This is a genomic window from Blastopirellula marina (assembly GCF_002967715.1).
In the GTDB taxonomy this organism is placed as follows: Bacteria; Planctomycetota; Planctomycetia; order Pirellulales; family Pirellulaceae; genus Bremerella; species Bremerella marina_B.
Genome location: NZ_PUIA01000085.1, coordinates 179,541 through 200,865, shown reverse-complemented (window position 1 = coordinate 200,865; position 21,325 = coordinate 179,541). Strand labels below are relative to the sequence as shown.

The window sequence follows — 21,325 nt, the reverse complement described above, 5'->3', positions numbered from 1 at the left end:
TTAGTCGACGTACATGAATTCGTTGGTGTTGAAAAGCAATAGGCACAAATCGGCTAGTGCTCGCGTATCGGCTGAAACCTCGGCCGGCTTGGTGTCGTGCTCGTAGTTCTCGAACACTGGAAGAATCTCCTGGTACTCGAAGACTTCGCCTGAAAACTCTTCGACCAGCGAACGTGTAATCTCAGTTGGATACTTAGCCGGCTGTGGGTCCCGTTTCGCGTGGTAGACTTGCATTTCGCTCACATACTTTGTGAGCCGATAGACCTCGTTAGCCGTCGCATGCCGCCCAAGTACCAGGCGAAAAGCCAGATCAACTTGCTGCCGCAAAAGTTTCTCTGAATCCTCTAACCTCAGGGCCAACGCAATCGATCGGTCGATCATCGTATCGCTATTGAGCAGCGTGAAGACTTGAGGTGTGACTGCTGCCGCTTCTCTCTGTTCGCAAGAATCGTTCGGATTAGGTTGATTGAACAGCTCGGTCAAGGGATCGGCCTGGCCGCGAACGTGATAGGCATAAATGGTTCGCCGATTCCGCTCGTCCGCCGTTGGCGATGGCTGGTAGGCAGGTGCCAAGGAGAACTGAATCATCCGCGGCTGTAGGGCCACTTCCATGTTGATCTCCGGCATGACCGGCAAGCCACCACGGCTGTGCACAAGCTCGCCAGTGATCGATAGAATGCCATCGCGGATCTCTTCCGCGCTCAGTCTCCGCCGCGGGAAGTGCGAAAGCAGTTGGTTGTTCGGATCGATCTCGGCAATTTGCTCCGGTGCGGCTGGAATCGATGAGCGGCGATACGCCTGGGAAAGCATGATCTCGCGATGCAAACGCTTCATCGTCCAGCCGTTGTCGAGAAAGTCGGCCGCCAGGTAATCGAGCAGTTCCGGATGCGATGGCTTGCCACCCTTGGCACCCAGGTTGTTTGGGTTTGCCGCGATGGCCTGGCCGAAGTGATACTGCCAGATACGATTCACTATCGCTCGCGAAGTGAGCCCGTTATCCCGGTGGGCAATCCAGCGAGCCAGTTCCAGTCGCCGCCCATCCACGTCGGAAGTCACCAGGTACGGCGACTCGCTTGATGGACTAGCCGGCAGGCCCACAGCACTCAAAACGCCTGGTTGCACCACATCGCCCAGTGCCGTCAAAGCACCACCGATCAGAATATGCTGCACGGCATCGGTTTTCGGTTCCTTGCCCCGCTTGATCCGCAGCTTGCGGGCAAACGTGCTTCCGATCTGCGAGGCCGGCGAGTTGTACACGCTCTGTGCCATCGGCTCGAAACGTTCCAGTCGTCGCGTCCAGATCCATTCGTCTTGCTCGCGGACCTTCAGTTGCCCCTGCTCGACATGATCGAGCCCGCAGTGCCGCTCCGGCTTCTGGTCATCGGGAAGATCGCGCCGCGCGGCCTCATCTTTGTATGGCAGGTCATGCTCGGCAAACCACTGTTTCGCGGCTGCTTCCCGCTTTTTGACCAGTTTGTTCTTCTCGTTTACGGCAAACTCCAGCATCCGCTCGACATGCTGCTTCTGGTCGTCGAAGCGTTCCTGGTTCTCTTCCGGCAGAAAGGGAACATCGCGCTCGGCCATATGCGTGGTCGAAAACGCCGAGTACATCCGGTAATAGTCACGCGTTGGCAGGGGATCGAACTTATGGTCGTGGCATTTGCAGCACCGCATCGTCTGACCGAGGAATGTTTGCCCAGTGATGTTCACCAGGTCGTCCAGATAGATCTGCCGTGCTTCCTCATTCTCGATCATGGCATTGTCCCACGGACCCATCCGCAGAAAGCCTGTCGCCACTAACCACTGGGACTCTTGCTCGTTGTACTTTCCACTTTGCTGGACCTTCTGAACCTCTTTCTCGTTGCCGCCAATTCGTTCGCGTACCGAATGGTCTGCTAGTTCATCGCCGGCCAACTGCTCGACGACAAACTCGTCGTACGGCTTGTCATCATTGAACGAACGGATCACGTAGTCACGATAACGCCACATGTTCGAACGTTCGTAGTCGTTGGCCATGCCGCTGGTGTCGGCGTATCGTGTCACGTCCAACCAATGTCGTCCCCATCGCTCGCCGTAACGCGGACTTGCCAGCAGTCGATCGATCAGGTTGCTCCACGCTGCATCAGGATCTGCCTGCCAGCCTTGGTCGAACGCGTCGATCTCTTGGGGTGTCGGCGGCAAACCGGCCAGGTCCCACGTCGCTCGCTGAATTAGTTGACGCGACTCGGACTGCTTCGCCACTGGAAGCTCCGCGCTGGTCAGCTTCTGGGCGATAAAGTGATCGATCACTTTGTGCAGCGCAACATCTTCCGGGTAGATATGCTTTTTATCAGCCAGTTTCTCAAACGCCCACAGGTCGCTGGGGTCGTAGCGGCGATTGGTCCACTCGTCCGAGGTGCCACCACTGGTCTTCACCAACTGGCCTTCTTCGTTGGTGACATTCTCCCATTCGGCATTTCGGATCTCGGCTTGACGCTCGGCCGATGGCCACGGGGCACCGGCGGCAATCCACGTTCGCAGGTCTGCGATCTGCGCTTCGCTGAGACGATCGTTTTCCTTGGGCGGCATTTCGTAGCCTTTCCACAACACGGCTTGGTAGAGCGCGCTTTCTTCCGGCTTGCCAGGCACCAGCGAAGCTTCCCCGGACTCGCCACCGGTTAGCATGCCGTCCCGCGTCAGCAGGTTGTAGTCGCCGCGCACATCCTGGGCGTCGCTGCCGTGGCAGCCGAAGCACTTCGTCTGCAGTACGGGAAGAACCTTCAGGGTGAATAGCTGCTCGGCGTCTGGGTGACTGGGATCTTCTGCTTGTGCGGCCGCGAGGTGTCCCCACAGGCCTAGCAGCGCGATCGTCAGTGCGAGGCCGGCAGCAAATGTCTTAGGGCTTGCCATGGTCATAAATATCTTGAATGTCATCAGGGGTGAGGGCAGAGGAGAAGATCAGGAACTCGTCGATTCGACCGTTAAGGTTCCGAACGGCGAACTCGGCATCGGGAAGCGTGGGAAGTTCCCAATTGCCGATAGATGCCGTACCGATTTGTGCCAAAGCCGGCATCTGCTCGGCTGGAACCTCGTGCCGGCTCAGCTCGTGGCCGTTGAGGTAATGAATAATCGTGCGAGTTTCCCAGTCGCAGGTCACCGCCAAGTGAATCCACTTCCCTTGAAATAACGGATTCCAGAACGAAGGGGAAAGGGCTTTGAAGTCTTTGGGCCCATCCTTGGCCGCTCGTTCGACCGGTCGCACCGAGAAGTACAGCTGCCCGGTATCGAGGATCTGCCAGTGCGGTTCTCCTTTGTCGTACGCGTCGGTCAAAAAGAGGGAGTTGTACACCCGGTCGAGGCTATCGATCCGTGCCCAGCACGCAAAGGTCAACGAGTGGAACTCGCCGGGGATGTTTACTCTCACCCGATCGGCTGGCTGCTTGAACTCCAGGGAACTCTTTTGTGGCCAGCGTCCTCCGACCACCTTGGCACCAATGATCGCACCATCCAGGTCAGGGTTGGCAGGCTCCAGCTCACACGCCAGACGCCGCTGCCAGTCGTCGAGTTGATCGAACGAGTAATACGTCACCAGGCGTGGGTCGCTGCGGATCGCCTCCGACCACGTCTTCCACTGGTCGTATCGTGCCTGGTCTTGCCGCTCGCTGAGCGATTCGAGTTCGCCAATACCGACGAACGCTTCGGCGGGCATGGACGCGTCGGTTAGGTCGCCTGTCTGGCCGAGACGGACGCCTTGGCCCGTCGTGATGCGGCGTACCGTTTGCGATTGTGGATGCAATTCGACTTCGCCATCGAAAACCTGCACGTCGACGGAATCGCTCGACACAACCAAGCCGAATTCGGTCCCCAGATCAACGACCTTCATCTTATCGGTATCGAGCGAGAACCCCCGCGCAGCCGGCGGTACGATCGCGCGAATCTTCCCCTGGCGAACGAGCGCCTGGGTTGATGATTCCAATTGCAGATCGGCCGGTCCTTCCAGGACGATCGTGGCACCGCAGAAGAACTCGATCTGGGCGAGTCCTTTGCTGAGTTGGAACTTGCCAGAGGTCAACGCATCCCCCACTTGCCGCGACGGCTGCCCCTCTGGCCAGGCAGGATCGACAAGTCGCGTCAGGATGGCAACCCCTTGCGAGGTGCTCTCTTGGGCGTTGCCTGTATCACCGATAGAGATCGCGCGGGAGCTGCCTGCGTCCCCACTATTCATATTAAGGAAAGACCAAATCAAACCGAACGAAAGCAGCACGCAGGCCGCCAAAGCCACCGCGGCAATCGAAGCCCAAGCGGTCGACTTCACCTGAGCTTGTTGCGGCTGAGCGATCGTCGGCAAGTCGTGCGGCACATCGGAGTGACCACCATGGGCCTGCAGCTCCAATGCGGTCGAGAGCATCTGCCACTCGATATAGAACTTGCGGGCCTCTAGGTTCTCTTTCAGCAGCGACTGTAGCTGAGCCAGGTCGGCATCGCTGATGGTGCCGGCTTCCCAGTCGAACAGCAGCGACTCGATTTCAGCTTGGTTCTCGCTCATGGTTAACTCTCGGCAGCAAGTCGATGTTGAATACACTCACCCAGGCGTTTGCGGATACGAAGCAGGGCAACCTTGATGGCTCCAGTGGTGCGGCTCGAATCGCGAGCCATCTCGTCCAGCGGCTTGGCCTCGAAGTAGCGGCTTTCGATCAACTTTCGGTTAAAAGGATCTAATCGTTCGAGGCAGCGGCTCAGTGCGTCGCGAACCGATTCAATCTGCCCGGCCATCGACTCGGCTTCGTGCGAAATCGTTTCGACCAGTTCCGTATCCAGCAGCATGGGGTCCCGCTTGCGATCGCGAAGGTTGGCCAGAACCTGGTAGCGAGCGATTGTGAATGCCCACGGCAGAAAGGGTTTGCGATGATCGAACTCTTCGATCTTCCGCCACAGCACCACGTTCGTTTCCTGCAGCACGTCGGCGGCCTGGCTCCGCTCACCGATGAGTGAGAAGATATAGCCATAAAGCCGGTTTTGATTTTCGGTAAGCAGTTGAATGAACTGCTCGGTGGGGCTTAACTCCGCCATGGGTCATCCTTTCTACCGGTATTTACCACAGGAAGCTGCCTGGTTACCAAAAAAGGAGAAATAATTACTGACACATCGGGCGTTAAGAGTGCGCAACACGTAGGTGTACGTTGAGTCAAGCCACTAGTAGGGAAAATTTGGTCAGCGACGGCATCCGGCGACTGCGTTTACGCCTTCTTTTTCCACCGCCACTTTTGCGGCCAAACCTCATGAAATTGCCGTCATACGCTTGCACGAGATGTTCAACTTACTCTTACCAAGCACGACAATATGATCTAGGCGATCCTTCTCAAGCGTATCAGTGAATCGTTCCATGCAGTTCTGTTCAGGGTTTGTAGCCAACCCCGCACGATTTCCTATAGCGTACGGTTCGCTTGTGGTATACCGAAAGGGACTCGGAATCGCTAAGTCCTTTTCCAGAAATCAGATAACGTGAAATTGCAAACAGAGAACATTCACGAAGAGGGTTTCTGCACGGGGAGCTCATTTTTTTCTGCGGAAAGAAACCACCGACCAGTTAACGCCCGGCGTCGAGATATCGACTCCCGGGCGTTTTGCGTTCTTGGCTAGTTCTGGCAAAGGTTTGCGCCGTTTTTGCCACCCGCGTCGCGCTCTCTCTTTCAAGATAGAGCAGTCGGGAGTCGAAAGGGACCTTCAAAGTTCCTCCCGTAACCCTGAATCTTGTGGCAAAACTCTCCAAGTCTTGGGTTAACGGATGTTCAGCCGTTAACAGGCAAGTCTCTTGCGGTCGCCAAGAGCGACAATTAGAAATGATATACCGAAGTGAGTTAATAAATACCTTTGATTTACCAGCGTGCTTCGAGAAAGGAGGTGTTTCTTGAAGGCAGTTTTGACCTCCGCCCAAAACCTCATTCAGCAGCGGGGATAACCACTGGCCGGGCTGTCGGACTTGATTTTCTGACTAGGCGACCTCCCCGTCCTGTGCAAAGAGTCAGAGCACAAATCGCTTAATCGGTGCTACACCATTCAATGAAAGAATCATTTACCATATGAAACATAGATTCTACGCTCACATTAATTTGGTGGTACTGTCCAAAGAGGATTTCAGTTCCGACCCGCAACTAAAGAGCAACTTGGCGCAATTTTTTCAAATAGACGGATTGAAAGCCAGGGAGTTACTCAAGAATGAGTACTTTACAATTTTAGCTCATGGTGAACCAGAAAATCTTGATGGCTTGAACGATCAAGCGAGTCTCGGTTGGATTCACAATCTCTACCAAGCCTACGGCAAACGCAGAAAAATCCTGTTATTGGCGTGCGATACTGGGTGGGTCCTATGTCGCAAAGTTGCAATGATGTTGAAACAACAAGTGATTGCGCCGAACAGTGAGGCCACGTTCGATTTTAAGACGGGAAACATCATTGTCACGGGGGATAACAAATCTAAATGGGTCAAGTGTTACCCTTCCGGTAACATGGAATATAGTAGGGGCAAAGTTCTAGAAGCATCATTTTTGGAGTAGAACGCCCTGTACAAAAACGATACCAATTGAGATCAGTAGCAATTTCCGAGCAAAACTCCGACGGATCACGATTCCGAATGCTAATAGGAAATGACGATTTCAATTGATAAGATCGAACCAACGAACCAGAACCAAGCCAAATCCACGACAGGCACCGATCTTTATTGTAGAGGAAGATGCAAATCGATTACCCGAACCCAATTCAAGCAGCGCGAGTGTAAGACTTCAGGATCCCACCCAGCCGCGTCTTGCACCGGATATCAGCCATACTGAGGAAGGTAACTTCATCGTCCACATCTTCATTCTCCGGCTCGCTTCTTCTTGAGAGCAGCACATTGCCAATGCCTTGGTGCGGGCGTTCTTCGTGGTAGTGCTCGACATATTCACGGACGATGAAGTCGAAGTGCGATTGGCCAAACCCTCGGCAATTCAGGAAAGAGTTCGCTTCGCGCAAGGGTAGACCGAAAGAAACGCGGAATCTTTAAACCCCTTCCCCTCAATCGGATAGCGCTAAATCCAATACAGAGAACATTCACGAAGAGGGTCCTGCCGGGGGAGCCTTTCTTTGCAGCGGAATATCCGCCGACAATCGAGTTAACGAAAAAACACCGAGAGTGACTGCTCTCGGTGTTTTTTCGTTGGCGGCCCAGTCTTCTTTGTGGGCAGATTGCTGAGTTCTTCTGCTTAGCCAACGATCGACGAAATATCGACCACGTGCAGTTGGCGTCCTTGGTTTTCAAAGGGAGCATCGACGACCAGGTAGCGTCCGTCGGGGCTATGTCGCGGGTGTGTATCACAGCGCCATTCGCCGGTGTAGACCTTGGGGGCCTGGAACTTGGCGACATCAATCCGTTTGCCAGTCGGTACGTGATACAGGTAAACCGTTTGATACCGCTGGGCATCGGGGTACGTATCATTCACGATCCAATCGCGATTGGGCAAGTAGGTGCAGTGCCCGTCACGCTTCATTACCTCGGTGCCGATGGCCTCGATCTTTGGTTGGGACTCATCGCTGAAAACGTAGAACGCGTTGCCATGGGAAGGTTGATTGCTCCAGGCCAGGATGTGCTTGGGATCGCGCCAGATGAAATGCGACGTCATGCCGTTGGCGTCCAAAACCCGCATGTTGCTGCCATCGAGGTTCGCGGTCAGCATCCGCGTCTTCCGCTTCCCATCGGTCAGCCGGCTTCGGTGCAGGAATTCGAATCGCGTACCGTTCGGATTGACCAGCAAATGGTTTACGTAGTGCTTGACGTTCGGGCCATCCCACGGAACTTCACCATGCTTGACGATTTCTGCCAGGGAAATGATCAGCTTGGATTTTCCCGTGACGAGGTCGACGTGGAAAATACCAGAGTTCGCCGGAGCATTGTCATCGACGTGCGGATCAGGCAATCCAACGTAACCGTAACCAGGGCGGACGTCATTGATCCGGCGGAAGTCAGCCGTGACCGCCGATTTGCCATCGGGGCTTAGTGCGTACACCGGTTGGTCGACCTCTAAGGTCTCGCCAGTGGCAATGTCGAGGATACGTGCTCCATAGCGGTCTGGGTGACGCACGTTCCAGATGACTTTCGTTTCGGTGCCTGGTATCCATTGCAGCATACATCCTTGCTGCCAGCCCCAAGCCGTGGTCCTGCCCAGTTCGGTCCACTTGTTCCCCTCTTGCAGGTCGATCACTCCCAAGCCGATTTCGTCTTCTGGTGTCGGTTTGCGATGTTCAAAGTCGATCTCCATGCTCAACAGGTAGCGCCCAGTTGGATCGAACTGGAGTTTGTCGTAGTACCCAAACCAATGATGCCTGGGGCCCTTGGTTACCACTTCGACCGGCAAGTCGCTTTGAAAAGAGGTTGCCCCCAACGTGCTGCCCAGCGGCCAAAAGGCGAATGCCGTTCCGGCAGCTAAACTGGTTTTGAGAACGTCTCGGCGAGATAGGTTCAGGGGATGCATGGTGAAACCAATCAAGATGGAGGGAGGCGGGGTGCTTGGCGAGGAACTCGTGTACGACGAGGGCGCGCTTCCGCGAGGAAAGTGACCTCAACAGATAAGAAAGTTCTAAACAGGAGAATAGCTCTTCCCGTAATACAACGTCTTGGCAGATCGGGCACCTTTTCCCTCGATTCGCTCAGGCAGCGATTCGTTTTGCAGTGACCGATGATGCTGACCGATGATGCTGACCGATGATGCTGACCGATGATGCTGGCCGATGATGCTGGCCGATGATGCTGGCCGATGATGCTGGCCGATGATGCTGGCCGACGATGCTGGCCGACGATGTTTGAGGCGCTTACCTACCGCTTCGGCTTGACTTTGTCTTCTTCCAGGACGCGAATGGCTGGGGTTTGCAGATCGTCGAGTTGTCCTTCACGGACCGACCACACAAACCCGGTAACCGCCAGCGCGGCCATGAATAGCGCGATTGGCAAGGCAATGTAGATGACGCTCATGGTTGGGCCTGTTGGCTAGGTGTGTTTCGGAATGCCCTGTTGGAAGCGGCCACGGCCAGGACAGAAAGGGAACTGATCGGCATCAAGATCGCGGCCAGGATCGGATTGATCACGCCTGCCATCGCCAGCAGTACGGCAAATGCGTTGTAACAAAGTGAAATGGCAAATGTGGCGTGAATTGTCCTCAGGGTCTGCTTCGAGCCAGTGATGGCCTCCAAAATCGACTGAACTCCATCGCGGGTCAGATAGACATTGGCCGCTTTCAAGCTCGCCTCGGCACCACCTTTCACTGCAATGCCAACCGATGCCGCCGCGAGTGCCGCACTGTCGTTCACGCCGTCGCCAACCATTACCACGGTTCGCGATGTGCCCCAGTGCTGTACAACGGCCAGTTTCTGTTCAGGTGTCAGATGTCCCTGGATATGCTGTGGCTTGATACCAATCTCTTGCCCGACTTGTGAGGCGACCTCCTGGTGATCGCCGGAAAGAATACCCACTTCCCAACCTAAACGGACAAGTTCGTTGATGGTGGTTTTCGCGTCCGAGCGAATCTGGTCTCCCATCGCTGCCACCGCGACGACCTGGTCGTTTTGCACCACCAATACGGTCGTCAGCCCTCGATGATGAAAGTTGTTTACGGCAGTACGCAGGTTATCGCTGATGCGGGTCGACGACTCTGCGAGAAGCTTATCCGAGCCGACTTGAATGATCTGACCATTGACCTCGGCTTGAATCCCGATGCCAGGAAGCACGACGAACTGACTCAATGCCGATTGGGGTAAACGAGCAGCCTCGGCAACGTTCAGGCTGCTGATCAGTGCGGATGCGATCGGGTGCACCGTTTGACGTTCCAGCAGTTCAATCACCGGCTGAATGTCGTGATCTCCGATATACTCGATCAGTCGCATGCGACCTTCGGTGATCGTGCCTGTTTTGTCGAGCCAGATCATGCCTGGGCGTGCCAGCGATTCAAATACCTCGCCTGACTTTACCAGGATTCCCCGCGCCGCAGCTCTTCCTTGGGCAAACGCTACCGAGAAAGGGGTCGCCAGTCCAAGCGCACACGGACAGGCCACAATCAGCAGGGCCATCGCATGGTTGATTGCGACTTCCAGGCCTGACGACATCCAGATGGCCACCGTGATGACGGCCAGGATCAGCACGATCCCCACGAAATAGTTCCCGATGCGATTGGCGAATTGCACGATCGGCGTGCGGCTGCGAATCTCTTCATCGACGAGTTCGCAAATCTTGCCAATACGGGTATCGGTTCCGACGAGCGTCGTTTCGATAATGATTGAACTGCTGATGTTCGTGCTGCCGCTATAAACGGCTTCCCCCTGCTGGACTTCGATGCCACGCGATTCGCCGGTGAGGATCGAAAGATCAACCAGGGTGGATCCACGAACGAGATTCCCATCGACGGGTATCACGTCCCCAGCCCGAACATGAATCCAATCCCCCGGTTGAATGGCTTCAATTGGTACCGATTCGGTATCTGCATCTGGCACTGGCCGAACCAGACGAGATACCGCGCGTGGCAACATTGCATGAAGCAGAGATACCTGCCGAATCGCCTGCCGCTGCTGACCATATTGGATGTACCGTCCAACCAGCAGCAGAAAGACCAAAACGGTTAACGAGTCGAAGTAAATCTCGCCGCGCTGCAGAATCGTATTGGCGATTCCCATGGCTGCTCCGGCCGATAGTCCAAGTGCAACCGGCAGGTCCATATGCGATGTACGCGTCCGGATTGCCTGCCAGGCCCCGCGGAAGAAGACCGAGCCAGGCCAGACCAGGCAAACCATTGCAAGCCCTGCACTGGTCCAGCGAAACAGATGCAGGAACTCGGCACTCATTCCGGAAAACCAGCCGAAATACAACGCGACGGCGACCAGCATCGTATTGCCGGCACAGGCACCAGCAACCGCCAGGCGAATGAGTTGCCGATGCGATTCGACCTGTTCGAGTTGCTCTCGCTTGTCGGCCAAGGGAGGAAACGGCGGGTACCCTAGTCGATCGAGCGTGTCAGCGATTTCCGATAGTTGTGTCGAGGCTGTATGCCACTCAACGGTAACGGTCATGGCCGTCAGGTTCATCCGCGTCGTAACGACCCCAGGCAAGAACTCGGGGAGCTTCTCGATCACGAACAGGCAACTCGCACAGTGAACGCCGCCGAGCAGGAATTTCGTCCGGGAAATGCCAGGCGAAACTTCGTGGACGTATTTCTGCTGATAAGCGGGATGATCGAGGTGCTCGTAACTCTGAGCAGCCGTTTGCTTTCTGGCAGCGCTGCGCGTTTGCTGCAGAAACTCGGGGTCGTATCCGTCGAACTCTTGCAGAATCCGGTAAGCCGTCGCGCAACCGTGGCAGCAGAATTGGTTCTCGGCTTCTTCGGCGATCAAATGCGACGGTACCGGCAAGCCGCAGTGCGTGCACTCGACATCTGTCTTCGCTGATCGGATTGCCGTTGATTTGACGATCATTCTACTCGCACGATGTCTCGCAGTGGCAGCAGGGCAGGGGCGTGGTGCTGGCCTGCTGGATGGCTTCGCGGGTTGTTTGCGACTGCGAGATATTGACATCCAGCGAATCGAACACCGCTTGGGCACGAACCGACAACGTGAACACCCCACTGACAATCAGCAGCACGGCGGTTGCCATGGGCAACCATTTCTTCCATGGCTGCGAGAGCTTCTGAATTCCGAAGACGAAAACCGAAAGCAGTGGGATCGTTCCGAGCCAGAAGATCAGCATGACCAGAAGACCCGACCAGGGACTGGACGTGCCTAAAGCAATCAGCACGAATGCATACAACCACCCGCAAGGAAGCCACGCGGTGATGCCGCCAATCGCTAATGCACGCGTATTCCCAGACAAATGTCCCGTCCAGCGAAATGCTTTCTGAACCAGGTTGCCCACTTTTTCCGGCAACGCGAAGTGCAACGAACCGAGGCGGGAAAACCTCAAAATCGCAAACACCCCATAGGCGATCATGATCGAACCGGTGAACCAGGCCGCCAGCCGTTGCAGGCCCATCGCGCTGCCCCCCACATCGACCAATGAACCGGCACTGCCTGCGATGAGACCCAGCAGCAGATAGGTCAGTAGTCGCCCGACGTGATAATTTCCCACGGCCAGCGTTCGTCCCAAAAGGCTTGGCGACTGGGACTGACCGGCAAGTATCGCGAAAGGTCCGCACATACCAACGCAGTGTCCACTGCCGGCGAGGCTCGCGGTGAGAATAATCAGGCCGATCGAAACTGCTTCCATGGTTATTCTGGGCTGGTTAAGTGTGGCGGAGCGTGCGTCGTGTCGTCGTAATGCACCGCGTTCTGGTAATAGTCGGGCAGGATATTGGTCGCCTCGGACTGCACGGCCAGGATGGCGGCCACAACGCACATCACGATCTGCATTGTCAGCAATCCAATGATGACGCCTCCCCAAATCCACTTGGCGTTCAGTTCGGCGACTGCCGTCTCAACAGTAGGGGGTGTTTCTAAGGTCCGAAGATTTGACATTCGACTCTCCGTACGTTGTTGGATTGGGTGCTTTGGATTTGAATCGTGGCACGGATCTTACCTCCCTGGAAGTCAGATCGATTGGCAACCACGACAATCGGAACGGTCTTGGTGGCCTTCGGGTCGAGGATGACTTTCTCGGCAATATCCAGCTTCAGCGTCTCTGGTTCGATAGTAACGTTTAGCTCGTCGGTCGCTTCCAGGCGGTTCACGATCTTCAGTTGCAAGGCATTTTCCACGTGGCCATCCTGGGCGATCGAGAAAGGAATCCCCACGCCGCGGATGAGCGTCACGTCAAACGACTTCTTATTGGCAAAGGTGACGACCATGATGGCAATCACAATGGTCAGCAGGGCTGGGTAGACGATCACGCGGGGACGCAGGAACTTTTGCTTTCCCCCTTCGATCGCTTCCTGGCTGGAATAGCGGATCAGCCCTGTGGGGCGATCGATCTTGGTCATGATTTCGTCGCAGGCATCGATACACTGCGTGCAGTGAACACATTCCATCTGCAGGCCGTCGCGGATGTCGATGCCGGTCGGACAGGTTCGCACGCACAAACCACAATCGATGCAGTCTCCTTGTTGTTCCGAGATGATCGGCAGTTCGTGTTTTCGCTTGCCGCGTGGCTCACCGCGGATCGTATCGTAGGCCACGATCAGCGAGTTGCGGTCGAGCAGAACCGATTGAAAGCGACCGTAAGGACAGGCAATCAGGCAAAGCTGTTCGCGGAAAAAGACAAAGTCGAACATCATCAGCCCGGTGGTCAGGGCCATCACCAGGAACGGGCCGGGGTGCTCGAAAGGGGACTGTCGAACCCATTGGCTCAGTCGTTCGACCCCCACAAAGTACGCCAGGAACGTATGGGCCAGCCCCATCGAGAGGAGGAGATACACCCCGTACAAAGCCGCGCGGCGATACCCAGGCACCTTGCTGTTGGGGACACCACCACGCCCACTGGTGCCGAGGAAGAATCGTTCGATAGGGCGATAAACGAATTCGAGATAAACCGTCTGCGGACAAGCCCACCCACACCAGACTCGCCCCAGCAGTGCCGTCAGCAGAAAGATGGTCAAGAAGATGCCAATCATCAACAACGCCAGCAGCAACGTATCGGTCGGCAAAAAGGTATAGCCGAAGATCGTGAACTCGCGCTGGGTGATATCGAGCAGGATGCTCGGTTTGCCATTGATGTAAAGGTGAGGCAAGCCTACAAAGATCGCGATCAGCGCGAAACCCACAATGCGGCGAAGATACCAGTAGTGACCGCGCGATAAGCGCGGAAAGAGCCACCGCCGCGAACCGTCCGATTCTAACGTCGAAAGTACATGCTCATCGGGAGTTAAAAACTCGTCACTCATTTGCTTCTGCCGGTTTGGTGGTGGTATCGGCTGGGGCCTCTTCGGTCGCGGGGGCAGCCGTTAGGTCGGAAATCTCGTGGATCTCGCCTGGGATCGATTTCATGCCTGCCCCTGACGGGATCGAGCCCTTCAGCGAAAGCAGGTACGATGACAACAGAACCACTTCGTTGGGGTGCAATTTGTTTTGCCACGCAGGCATCGCATTGCCGGCCGCTCCGTGGTTGATCACCTTGGCGATATCTTCTACCTTCTTGACGTTTTTCCATTTCTCGTCGGTCAAATTAGGACCAACGCGTCCTTCGGCCTTGGTACCGTGGCAACTGGTGCAGTTCGTTTGAAAGGCCACCTCGCCGACCTTCAGCCATTTGGGGTCGTCGGCGAACTTCAAGATGATTTCTCGAGTGGGCTGCAAGTCGCCAATTTCGGCGAACTGCTGCTGCAAGTTGGCTGCCAGTGCGCGGTCGTAAGCCGCGATGATCGAGCGATTCGGAGTGATCCCGTTTTCGTAGTAGACCCAGTAGCCAATCGAGTACAGGATCGACAGCAAAAACAGCATCTTCCACCAACCAGGCATCGGGTTGTCGAACTCCTGGATGCCGTCGTACGAGTGATCGGTGAGAGGATCGCTGGGAATGCCCCCATCGTCAGCAGCGGTCTTCGTTTCCGTATTCGTGCTCATCAATTTCTCCGCTGGCCGTCGTTTAGAGGAATATCTGCCTGGTAATCGGTTGTCTTTTTGTCGGTTAACATCGTACGGATAGTGACTGCCACGAAGACGCCGAAGAACAGCACCAACGCCGCCGAGGCAATCCAGCCGTACTCCACACTGTTGAGTAGTTCGCGAATCATGCTTGGTATCCTTATTCGCTGCTCAGAGCGACCTCTGCTTCGGTTTCAGGTGCTGCCTTTTCGTTCGATTCTTCTTCGGAAGTGGGGGGCGTTTTGAACAAGTCGGTCCCCAAACGTTGGAGGTAAGCAATCAAGGCCACGACCTTCTTCGATTCCAATCCGGCAGGACCATTTTGTTGCACGATTTCATCGGCGATCTGCTGGGCCTGGGCCTTGGCCAGATCGATCGAGTTGGTCAGTTCTTCTTCACTATACGGAGCACCCAGATAGGCAGCGGCCTGAACGCGCTCAGGGATCGTATTGAAGTTCAGGTCCTGCGTTTCAAAATGCGGATAACTCGGCATGATCGAACCCTTCACAAACTCGCTAGGATTGCGGAAGTGGAGGAGATGCCAAACATGCGACTGTCGTCCCCCTTCGCGAGCGAGGTCTGGGCCGATACGACGCGAGCCCCACTGGAATGGATGGTCGTAGACAAACTCGCCTGGCTTCGAGTACTCGCCGTAACGCTTCGTTTCGGCCACGATCGGGCGAATCATCTGCGAGTGGCAGTTGTAGCAACCTTCGCCGACATAGATATCGCGTCCGGCCAGTTCCAGCGGCGTGTACGGCTGTACCGACGCAATCGTGGGGATGTTCGAGCGAATCAGGAACGTCGGAATGATTTCAAAAAGCGACGCGGCAATGACGGCCAGGGCCACAAAAATACTGAAGATAATCGGCTTGCGTTCCCACCGACGGTGCCATCCCAGCTTGGTGAAGACGTCCAGCTTCTTGGCAACCTCGAGCACCTGTTGCAGGTTCGATGGTTCCAAAGGCGGGTCGACGTAATCGGTACGCAGAGGGGCGGCCTGGTATTGAGGTTCTTCGTAAACCGCCGGCCGAGCACACCATGTTCGGTAGACGTTGATCGAAAGCATCACGCCACCGCTGATGAAGCAGGCACCCCCAAGGACACGAATCCAATAGAACGGTGCGAGGTTGACGGTTGTCTCGATAAAGTTTGGATACGACAAGTTCCCCATGTCGTTGATCGCGAACCAGAGCAGACCCTGGTACACGCCCACGCCGTAGATCGGAACGATATATAGCAGAATCCCGATCAGCCCCAGCCAGAAGTGCCATTCGGCCAGCTTCTTGCTGTACAGTTCGGTTTGGAAAACTCGCGGCAGCAGCCAATAGATCATGCCGAACGTCATGAACCCATTCCAACCCAATGCCCCGCTATGCACGTGGGCGATCGTCCAGTCGGTGTAGTGCGAGAGCGAGTTCACCGCCTTGACCGAAAGCATCGGGCCTTCAAAGGTAGACATCCCGTAGAATGTGATCCCCACCACGAAGAACTTCAGCACCGGGTCTTCGGTCACCTTTCGCCAGGCCCCACGTAGCGTGAGCAGGCCATTGATCATACCGCCCCACGAAGGCATCCACAGCATGATCGAAAAGATCATCCCTAACGACGATGCCCACTCCGGAATGGCCGTGTAGTGCAAGTGATGCGGGCCAGCCCAAATGTAAATGAAGACCAGCGACCAGAAGTGGAGGATACTCAGCTTGTACGAGAACACCGGCCGGTTGGCCGCTTTGGGCAAAAAGTAATACATCAGGCCCAGAAACGGGGTCGTCAAGAAGAATGCCACGGCATTGTGCCCGTACCACCACTGCATAAACGCATCTTGAACACCAGCATAAATCGGATAGCTCTTGAACAGCCCGGTGGGGACCACCAGGTTATTGAAGATGTGCAGCAAAGCGACGGTGATGATCGTCGCAATGTAAAACCAGATCGCGACGTAGATATGACGTTCTCGCCGTTTGATCAAGGTCATGAAGAAGTTCACCCCAAAGAAACCGGCCCACACCACGGCAATCAGCAGGTCGATCGGCCATTCCAGTTCGGCGTACTCTTTACTTTGCGTAATGCCCAGGGGAAGCGTTATCGCGGCACACACAATGATGAGTTGCCACCCCCAGAAGTGAAGCTGGCTTAGCGTATCAGACCACATACGAGTCTTGAGCAGCCGCTGCGTCGAGTAATAAATGGCAGCGAAGATCGAGTTGCCTGCGAATGCGAAGATGGCCGCATTGGTGTGCAGCGGACGTAGTCGCCCGAAGCTGAGAAACTCGATCCCCATCGACAGGGACGGTAGCACCAGCTCCAGGGCGACGATCAGTCCGACCAGAAAGGCGACCATGCCCCAGATCACGGTCGCGGTCATGAACTGACGGGTAATTCGGTCGTCGTAGGAATACGTTTCCAAGTGACCGTTACCACGATCGTTCTCTAGAGGTAGATTCTTGATGTAGTCGGTCGAATCACCGTGCACGTTGCCCGAAGCACTCATCAGTTATCTCGTAAAACTATTGCTAGTGAATTTGAATTCCCGTCGCACACTCGCTTTGGCAAGCGGTGTGCCAGAGTCGTGCGACAGAATGTCGCAAACGAGAAAAACCGGGAGAGAATGCTGCTACATATGGCAGGAAATAAGACGCAAGTGCCGCTACAGCCCCGAGAACCGGGCATAGTATGCCGGTAAGAAGATCGAAAAGGACGCTTACGGCAGCACGGTCAGCGGGAACCCGCAGGCGAACCACAGAAATATTTGGGAAGGGAATCCGAAGCGGCAAACGATGCCTTGATTTCCTGGGAGCAGGGCGTGACAGTCTCGCACAATAGCGTGCGATTTGGCGCGCCTCAGGAATCGTCAATATCGTACTTTTCGAGTAAACGATATAGCGTTCGCCGGCTGACTCCCAGGGCCTGGGCGGCCTTGGTTTTGTTGCCTTCGTAGTCGTGATAAACCTGCTCGATGTGCTGCCGCGTCAGGTTCCCCAGGTCCGTCGAATTGGCCCCATCCGAGACCGGGTTTCTGCCCGCCGCGACGACTTCATCTGGGAAGTTCAATAGCTCGATCAGTTGGCCATCGGCCAGGATCTTGGCGCGTTCTACCGCGTTACGAAGTTGCCGAACATTGCCGGGCCAGCGGTATCGCGCGATTCGCTCAATCAGGCCTGGTTCCAACTGCCACTCGGGCCCGGCCAGCTTGTGCACCAGCAGTTCCAGGTCCTTGCCTCGATCGCGTAGCGGCGGGAGCGAAATCGTGATGACATTCAAGCGATAGTAAAGATCTTCGCGAAATTCTCCCCGCTGGATGGCTTCGACCAGATCGCGATTGGTCGCGGCAATAATTCGTACGTTGGCCCGCCGCTGCTGGATCGATCCGACGCGGCGAAACGAGCCATCTTCCAGCACGCGCAGCAGCTTGGCTTGCAGTGGTAACGCCAGTTCGCCGATCTCGTCGATGAATAGCGTTCCTCCGTCGGCAACTTCAAATAGCCCCTGCTTGGCGTTGGTTGCCCCGGTAAACGCACCCTTCTCGTGGCCAAACATTTCGCTCTCGAGAAGTTGCTCGGGCAGAGCCGCGCAGTTGACCGTAATCAGCGGAAATTCCGACACGCTGCTGGCCCGATGAATCGCTTGTGCAACCAGTTCTTTACCGGTGCCGCTTTCCCCTTGGATGAGTACCGTGCGGTCGGTCGGACCTACCCTTTCGATCAAGCGGAATACGGCCTGCATTGGTTCGCACTGGCCGACAATTTCCGAGGATTTCGATTGCTGCTGGCGAATCAAACCCTTGAGCTGCTGGTTCTGTTTTCGCAGCAGGTGTGTCTCTCCGGCGCGCCGTACGACCGCTTCCAGTTCCTTCAGCCGCACCGGCTTCGTCAGATAGTCGATCGTGCCAAGTTTCATCGCCTCGACGGCCGTTTCAATCGAGCCTTCTCCGGTCAGAATAATGATCTCGCAATCACTATCTACCTCGCTAGATTGCTTGACGAGATCCAGTCCGGTCATATCGGGCAAGTGCATATCGAACACGGCCACCTGGAATGCGTGCTGCTTCATCAAGGCCACCGCATCGGCCGCGTTGACTGCAGACTTCACCCGGTAATTCAGCCGCGTGAAGTAGGTCTGAATGTCTTCCAGAAGGGACGGATCGTCATCGACCAAGAGCAGGTCGAGGGGGGCTTGCGGTTGTGGTGCCGTCATGGATGCAGGTAATCGCCGTTTCAACTACTTGGGGCCAGGATGACCTCCATCGGAATGGCCATCCTCGAACGTTTGCAAAGCGGCTTGCAGCTGGGAGCGATTGATAGGCTTGTTGAGATAACGAACCACTGGGTTTCCCGTGCCATTTTCGAGCCACTGGGGGCACTGATACGCCGATATGATGATCGCAGGAACGGCCTGTTGTTGCCAGATTTCCTGCAAAGCGATATCGCCGTTCAGTTCCGGCATCATCATATCCGTAATAATCAAGTCAGGCGAGGACTTTCGGCACGACTCGACGAGCGTTTTTCCATCCGCGGCTACTGCCAAGACCTCGTGCCCCAAGTGGGGCAAGATCTTGGAAAAGTAATCCCGCATATCTTGTTCGTCGTCGGCTACGATGATTCTCACTGCGTACCTCTAGTGCGGCTGATTTCCGATCGCCGCCAAGGAAACAATAAACTTGGCCCCCCTACCTGGCTGGCTGACCGGTGAGATGGTGCCGCCGTGGGCTTCAACGATTCGCGAAGCAATTGCCATGCCTAAACCAGATCCTTTGGTTTTGGTGGTGAAAAAGGGGTCGAGCATCCGCCGAGCGATCGTTTCGTCGAAACCAGGACCGTTATCTGTGAGGGTTATCACCACCCCCGCGGGCTCGTGGATCTCAATTTCTGCGCGAATTCGTACCGGATCGCTCGATGCGGCCAGCGAATTGTCTAAAAGATTGCGAAATACCTGAATCAGGCGAAATTCGTCTCCTTGAAGAGTGAAACCCTCTGCTCCCGTGATTTCGAGCGCCGCATCGCGGTCTCTTCTCAGTGGTTCGGTCTGCTCCCAGGCCTTGCGGCAAATGGCAATCAGATCGATCTGGCGGGTCTCGAGGGCAATTGGGGCCGCATAATTGCGGACTTCGTCAAACAGCCATTGCAGGTCGTCCTGGGCTTGCTGCAATCGCCCAATCAGTTTCATTTCCTGCGAATCAGGCGTGAATTCCAATTCCAGCATCTCGGTACAGGCCTGAATCCGCTGCAGCGCGTTCCGGCTTTCGTGCGCGATACCGGTAATCATCTGACCAATGGCCGCTAGCCGTTCGGCCTGAAGCTGTTGACGCCGCTGGTCTTCGGAATCGGTGATATCGTGCAGCAGCCATATCTCGTCGATCGCCGACTCGAATTTGAGCTTCGCGATCGTGCGCAGTTCTTGATCGGCACGCTGGATGCGAAATTCTGACTGCTGAATCTTCCCGATCGATGGTTCGGGCGATCGTGTCGACGCTTCGTCCGCTTCCGGTTCGACCAGCATCTTCTTCCATGCATCGAGCGAACTGAGCTCGTCGCGCGAGTAACCGGTCATCGTTTCTACTGCCTGGTTGACCTGCAGCATATTGTTGACCACGTACACCGCCCCGGCCGGCAACCGGTCGATCAGCCTCCGCAGTTGATACTCGCTTTGTCGCTGCTGATTCTCGATCCCTTTGCGATGGATGGCGTTGGAAAGAATATTGGCCAGCGAAACCAGAAAGTCATGGTCAGAAGCCTGAAACTGGCGCTGCTGTTTAAAATGAACCCCCAGGATGCCGTAAATTTCATTTTCATTACGAATCGTGACCTGAATGCTGCTGACGATGCGGTGTTGCTGAAACAGGGGAGGATATTCCAGTTCGGTCTGCAAATCATGATCGTCGACTTCGATCGTCTCTTTGCTCGATAGCATCACGTCGAAATACGATCCGACATCCAAATCATCTAGTGACTTGCCCAGCAATGGCTTGGGCCAGCCTGATGCGGAACGCAAGATAAATGTGTTACGCTCGGGATCGTATTTCAGCAGTTCGCAGTAGTCTGCCTGAAGCGATTCCGTTAAATAGGCGATCGCCTGATCGTATAGCACGTCGAGCGAGGCCCCGGCGAGCGCATCGCGGCTGAGTAGTGCCAGCCGCTTCTGTTGCCCTAGCCGCGCATGATTGACCGGAATCTGCCGAGACTGATACTCCTTGCAGTACGAGTCTGACACCACCGCCAACTCCAGGTCTAATCGCTTATTGAGCGACCGCTGAAGCAGTTCCCGCTGCGCGGCGGGCAAATCTTCAAGATTCTCCAGCACGCTTCCCAGTTGCCCCCGAATGCGGGCAAACGCCGCGTTGACATAAATCTGGTCGAGACCAATGTCGACATGCTTTCGGCCAATACGCCACTTCTTCTCCAGGTAGTCGGCATTGTGCTCGGCCAGCAACGCCTCGGCCAGCCACTCGTGCAGGCTCACCTTCAACCGTTCGATCTGTGACGCTCCCCCTGTGATCACCCGCAGCGCGGCGGGATGATTGAGGATCTCTTGATAAAAATCAGAGACGATGCGATCGAAATGAGGCTGCAATAGTTCCAAAAGCAACGGGGAGCAGGCATCATCCTCCGAGGTCCAGGCGATATACCGCTTGAACTCTTCGAAGCGAAGTCCAACGTACTGGTCGAAGTTCATCCCGCTACACGCAGGCAAACGTGGGCTAGATTCCATGGTGGCTGATCTGTGTGGCTCGGCTAGGTCGGAAAACGAGTTTCGGCGTGGCTTT

16 protein-coding genes are annotated in these 21,325 nt (G+C 55.6%); 1 reads left to right on the top strand and 15 read right to left on the bottom strand.

Annotated features, from left to right (window positions below):
* Genes C5Y96_RS25725 through C5Y96_RS25715 form a run of 3 tightly spaced genes read right to left on the bottom strand, consistent with a single transcriptional unit; the run spans position 1 to position 5,049 of the window.
* Positions 1-2,889 carry a DUF1553 domain-containing protein gene (locus C5Y96_RS25725; RefSeq protein WP_105359484.1) on the bottom strand — a complete coding sequence of 963 codons (2,889 nt, stop codon included), beginning with the start codon at positions 2,887-2,889 and terminating at the stop codon, positions 1-3.
* The gene (locus C5Y96_RS25720) at positions 2,876-4,525 is read right to left on the bottom strand and encodes a LamG-like jellyroll fold domain-containing protein (RefSeq protein WP_105359385.1); all 1,650 of its coding nucleotides are present in this window, start codon (positions 4,523-4,525) and stop codon (positions 2,876-2,878) included. The genes C5Y96_RS25725 and C5Y96_RS25720 overlap by 14 nt, the downstream gene beginning before the upstream one ends.
* A gap of 2 nt (positions 4,526-4,527) precedes the next feature.
* Positions 4,528-5,049 (bottom strand): sigma-70 family RNA polymerase sigma factor, encoded by a 522-nt coding sequence (locus C5Y96_RS25715; protein ID WP_105359383.1) that lies wholly within the window; start codon positions 5,047-5,049, stop codon positions 4,528-4,530.
* 1,010 nt (positions 5,050-6,059) lie between these two features.
* On the opposite strand from C5Y96_RS25715, the gene C5Y96_RS25710 reads away from it, so the two are divergent.
* The gene (locus C5Y96_RS25710) at positions 6,060-6,533 is read left to right on the top strand and encodes a hypothetical protein (protein WP_105359381.1); all 474 of its coding nucleotides are present in this window, start codon (positions 6,060-6,062) and stop codon (positions 6,531-6,533) included.
* 684 nt (positions 6,534-7,217) lie between these two features.
* Here the strand turns inward: C5Y96_RS25710 and C5Y96_RS25700 are convergent.
* The 12 genes from C5Y96_RS25700 to C5Y96_RS25650 form a co-directional block, all read right to left on the bottom strand.
* On the bottom strand, positions 7,218-8,483 hold the full coding sequence (locus tag C5Y96_RS25700; RefSeq protein WP_105359483.1) for a twin-arginine translocation signal domain-containing protein: 1,266 nt from the start codon (positions 8,481-8,483) through the stop codon (positions 7,218-7,220).
* A 341-nt stretch (positions 8,484-8,824) separates the two neighbouring features.
* On the bottom strand, positions 8,825-8,980 hold the full coding sequence (ccoS, locus tag C5Y96_RS25695; protein WP_105359377.1) for a cbb3-type cytochrome oxidase assembly protein CcoS: 156 nt from the start codon (positions 8,978-8,980) through the stop codon (positions 8,825-8,827).
* Positions 8,977-11,466: a heavy metal translocating P-type ATPase gene (locus tag C5Y96_RS25690; RefSeq protein WP_158261430.1), complete on the bottom strand. Its 2,490-nt coding sequence runs from the start codon at positions 11,464-11,466 to the stop codon at positions 8,977-8,979. Before C5Y96_RS25690 ends, ccoS begins: the two co-directional genes overlap by 4 nt.
* Before the next feature lies 1 nt (position 11,467).
* Positions 11,468-12,253, bottom strand: a complete 786-nt coding sequence (locus tag C5Y96_RS25685; RefSeq protein WP_105359373.1) for a sulfite exporter TauE/SafE family protein — start codon at positions 12,251-12,253, stop codon at positions 11,468-11,470.
* Positions 12,254-12,255: 2 nt separating this feature from the next.
* The gene (locus C5Y96_RS25680; RefSeq protein WP_105359371.1) at positions 12,256-12,501 is read right to left on the bottom strand and encodes a FixH family protein; all 246 of its coding nucleotides are present in this window, start codon (positions 12,499-12,501) and stop codon (positions 12,256-12,258) included.
* Complete coding sequence (ccoG, locus tag C5Y96_RS25675; protein WP_105359370.1) at positions 12,480-13,862, bottom strand: cytochrome c oxidase accessory protein CcoG; 1,383 nt, start codon at positions 13,860-13,862, stop codon at positions 12,480-12,482. The genes C5Y96_RS25680 and ccoG overlap by 22 nt, the downstream gene beginning before the upstream one ends.
* Positions 13,855-14,541, bottom strand: a complete 687-nt coding sequence (locus tag C5Y96_RS25670; RefSeq protein ID WP_105359368.1) for a cbb3-type cytochrome c oxidase N-terminal domain-containing protein — start codon at positions 14,539-14,541, stop codon at positions 13,855-13,857. The genes ccoG and C5Y96_RS25670 overlap by 8 nt, the downstream gene beginning before the upstream one ends.
* Positions 14,541-14,711, bottom strand: coding sequence for a hypothetical protein (locus C5Y96_RS27530; RefSeq protein WP_158261429.1), 171 nt, complete (start codon positions 14,709-14,711; stop codon positions 14,541-14,543). The genes C5Y96_RS25670 and C5Y96_RS27530 overlap by 1 nt, the downstream gene beginning before the upstream one ends.
* 11 nt (positions 14,712-14,722) lie before the next feature.
* Entirely contained in the window at positions 14,723-17,056 is a 2,334-nt protein-coding gene (gene ccoN / locus C5Y96_RS25665) for a cytochrome-c oxidase, cbb3-type subunit I (protein ID WP_105359366.1), read from the bottom strand.
* A 350-nt stretch (positions 17,057-17,406) separates the two neighbouring features.
* Positions 17,407-18,759: a sigma-54-dependent transcriptional regulator gene (locus C5Y96_RS25660; protein ID WP_105359364.1), complete on the bottom strand. Its 1,353-nt coding sequence runs from the start codon at positions 18,757-18,759 to the stop codon at positions 17,407-17,409.
* A gap of 24 nt (positions 18,760-18,783) precedes the next feature.
* Positions 18,784-19,170 carry a response regulator gene (locus C5Y96_RS25655; RefSeq protein WP_105359362.1) on the bottom strand — a complete coding sequence of 129 codons (387 nt, stop codon included), beginning with the start codon at positions 19,168-19,170 and terminating at the stop codon, positions 18,784-18,786.
* A 9-nt stretch (positions 19,171-19,179) separates the two neighbouring features.
* A complete protein-coding gene (locus C5Y96_RS25650) occupies positions 19,180-21,270 on the bottom strand; it encodes a protoglobin domain-containing protein (protein WP_105359361.1) in 2,091 nt (696 codons plus the stop codon).
* Positions 21,271-21,325 lie beyond the last annotated feature (55 nt).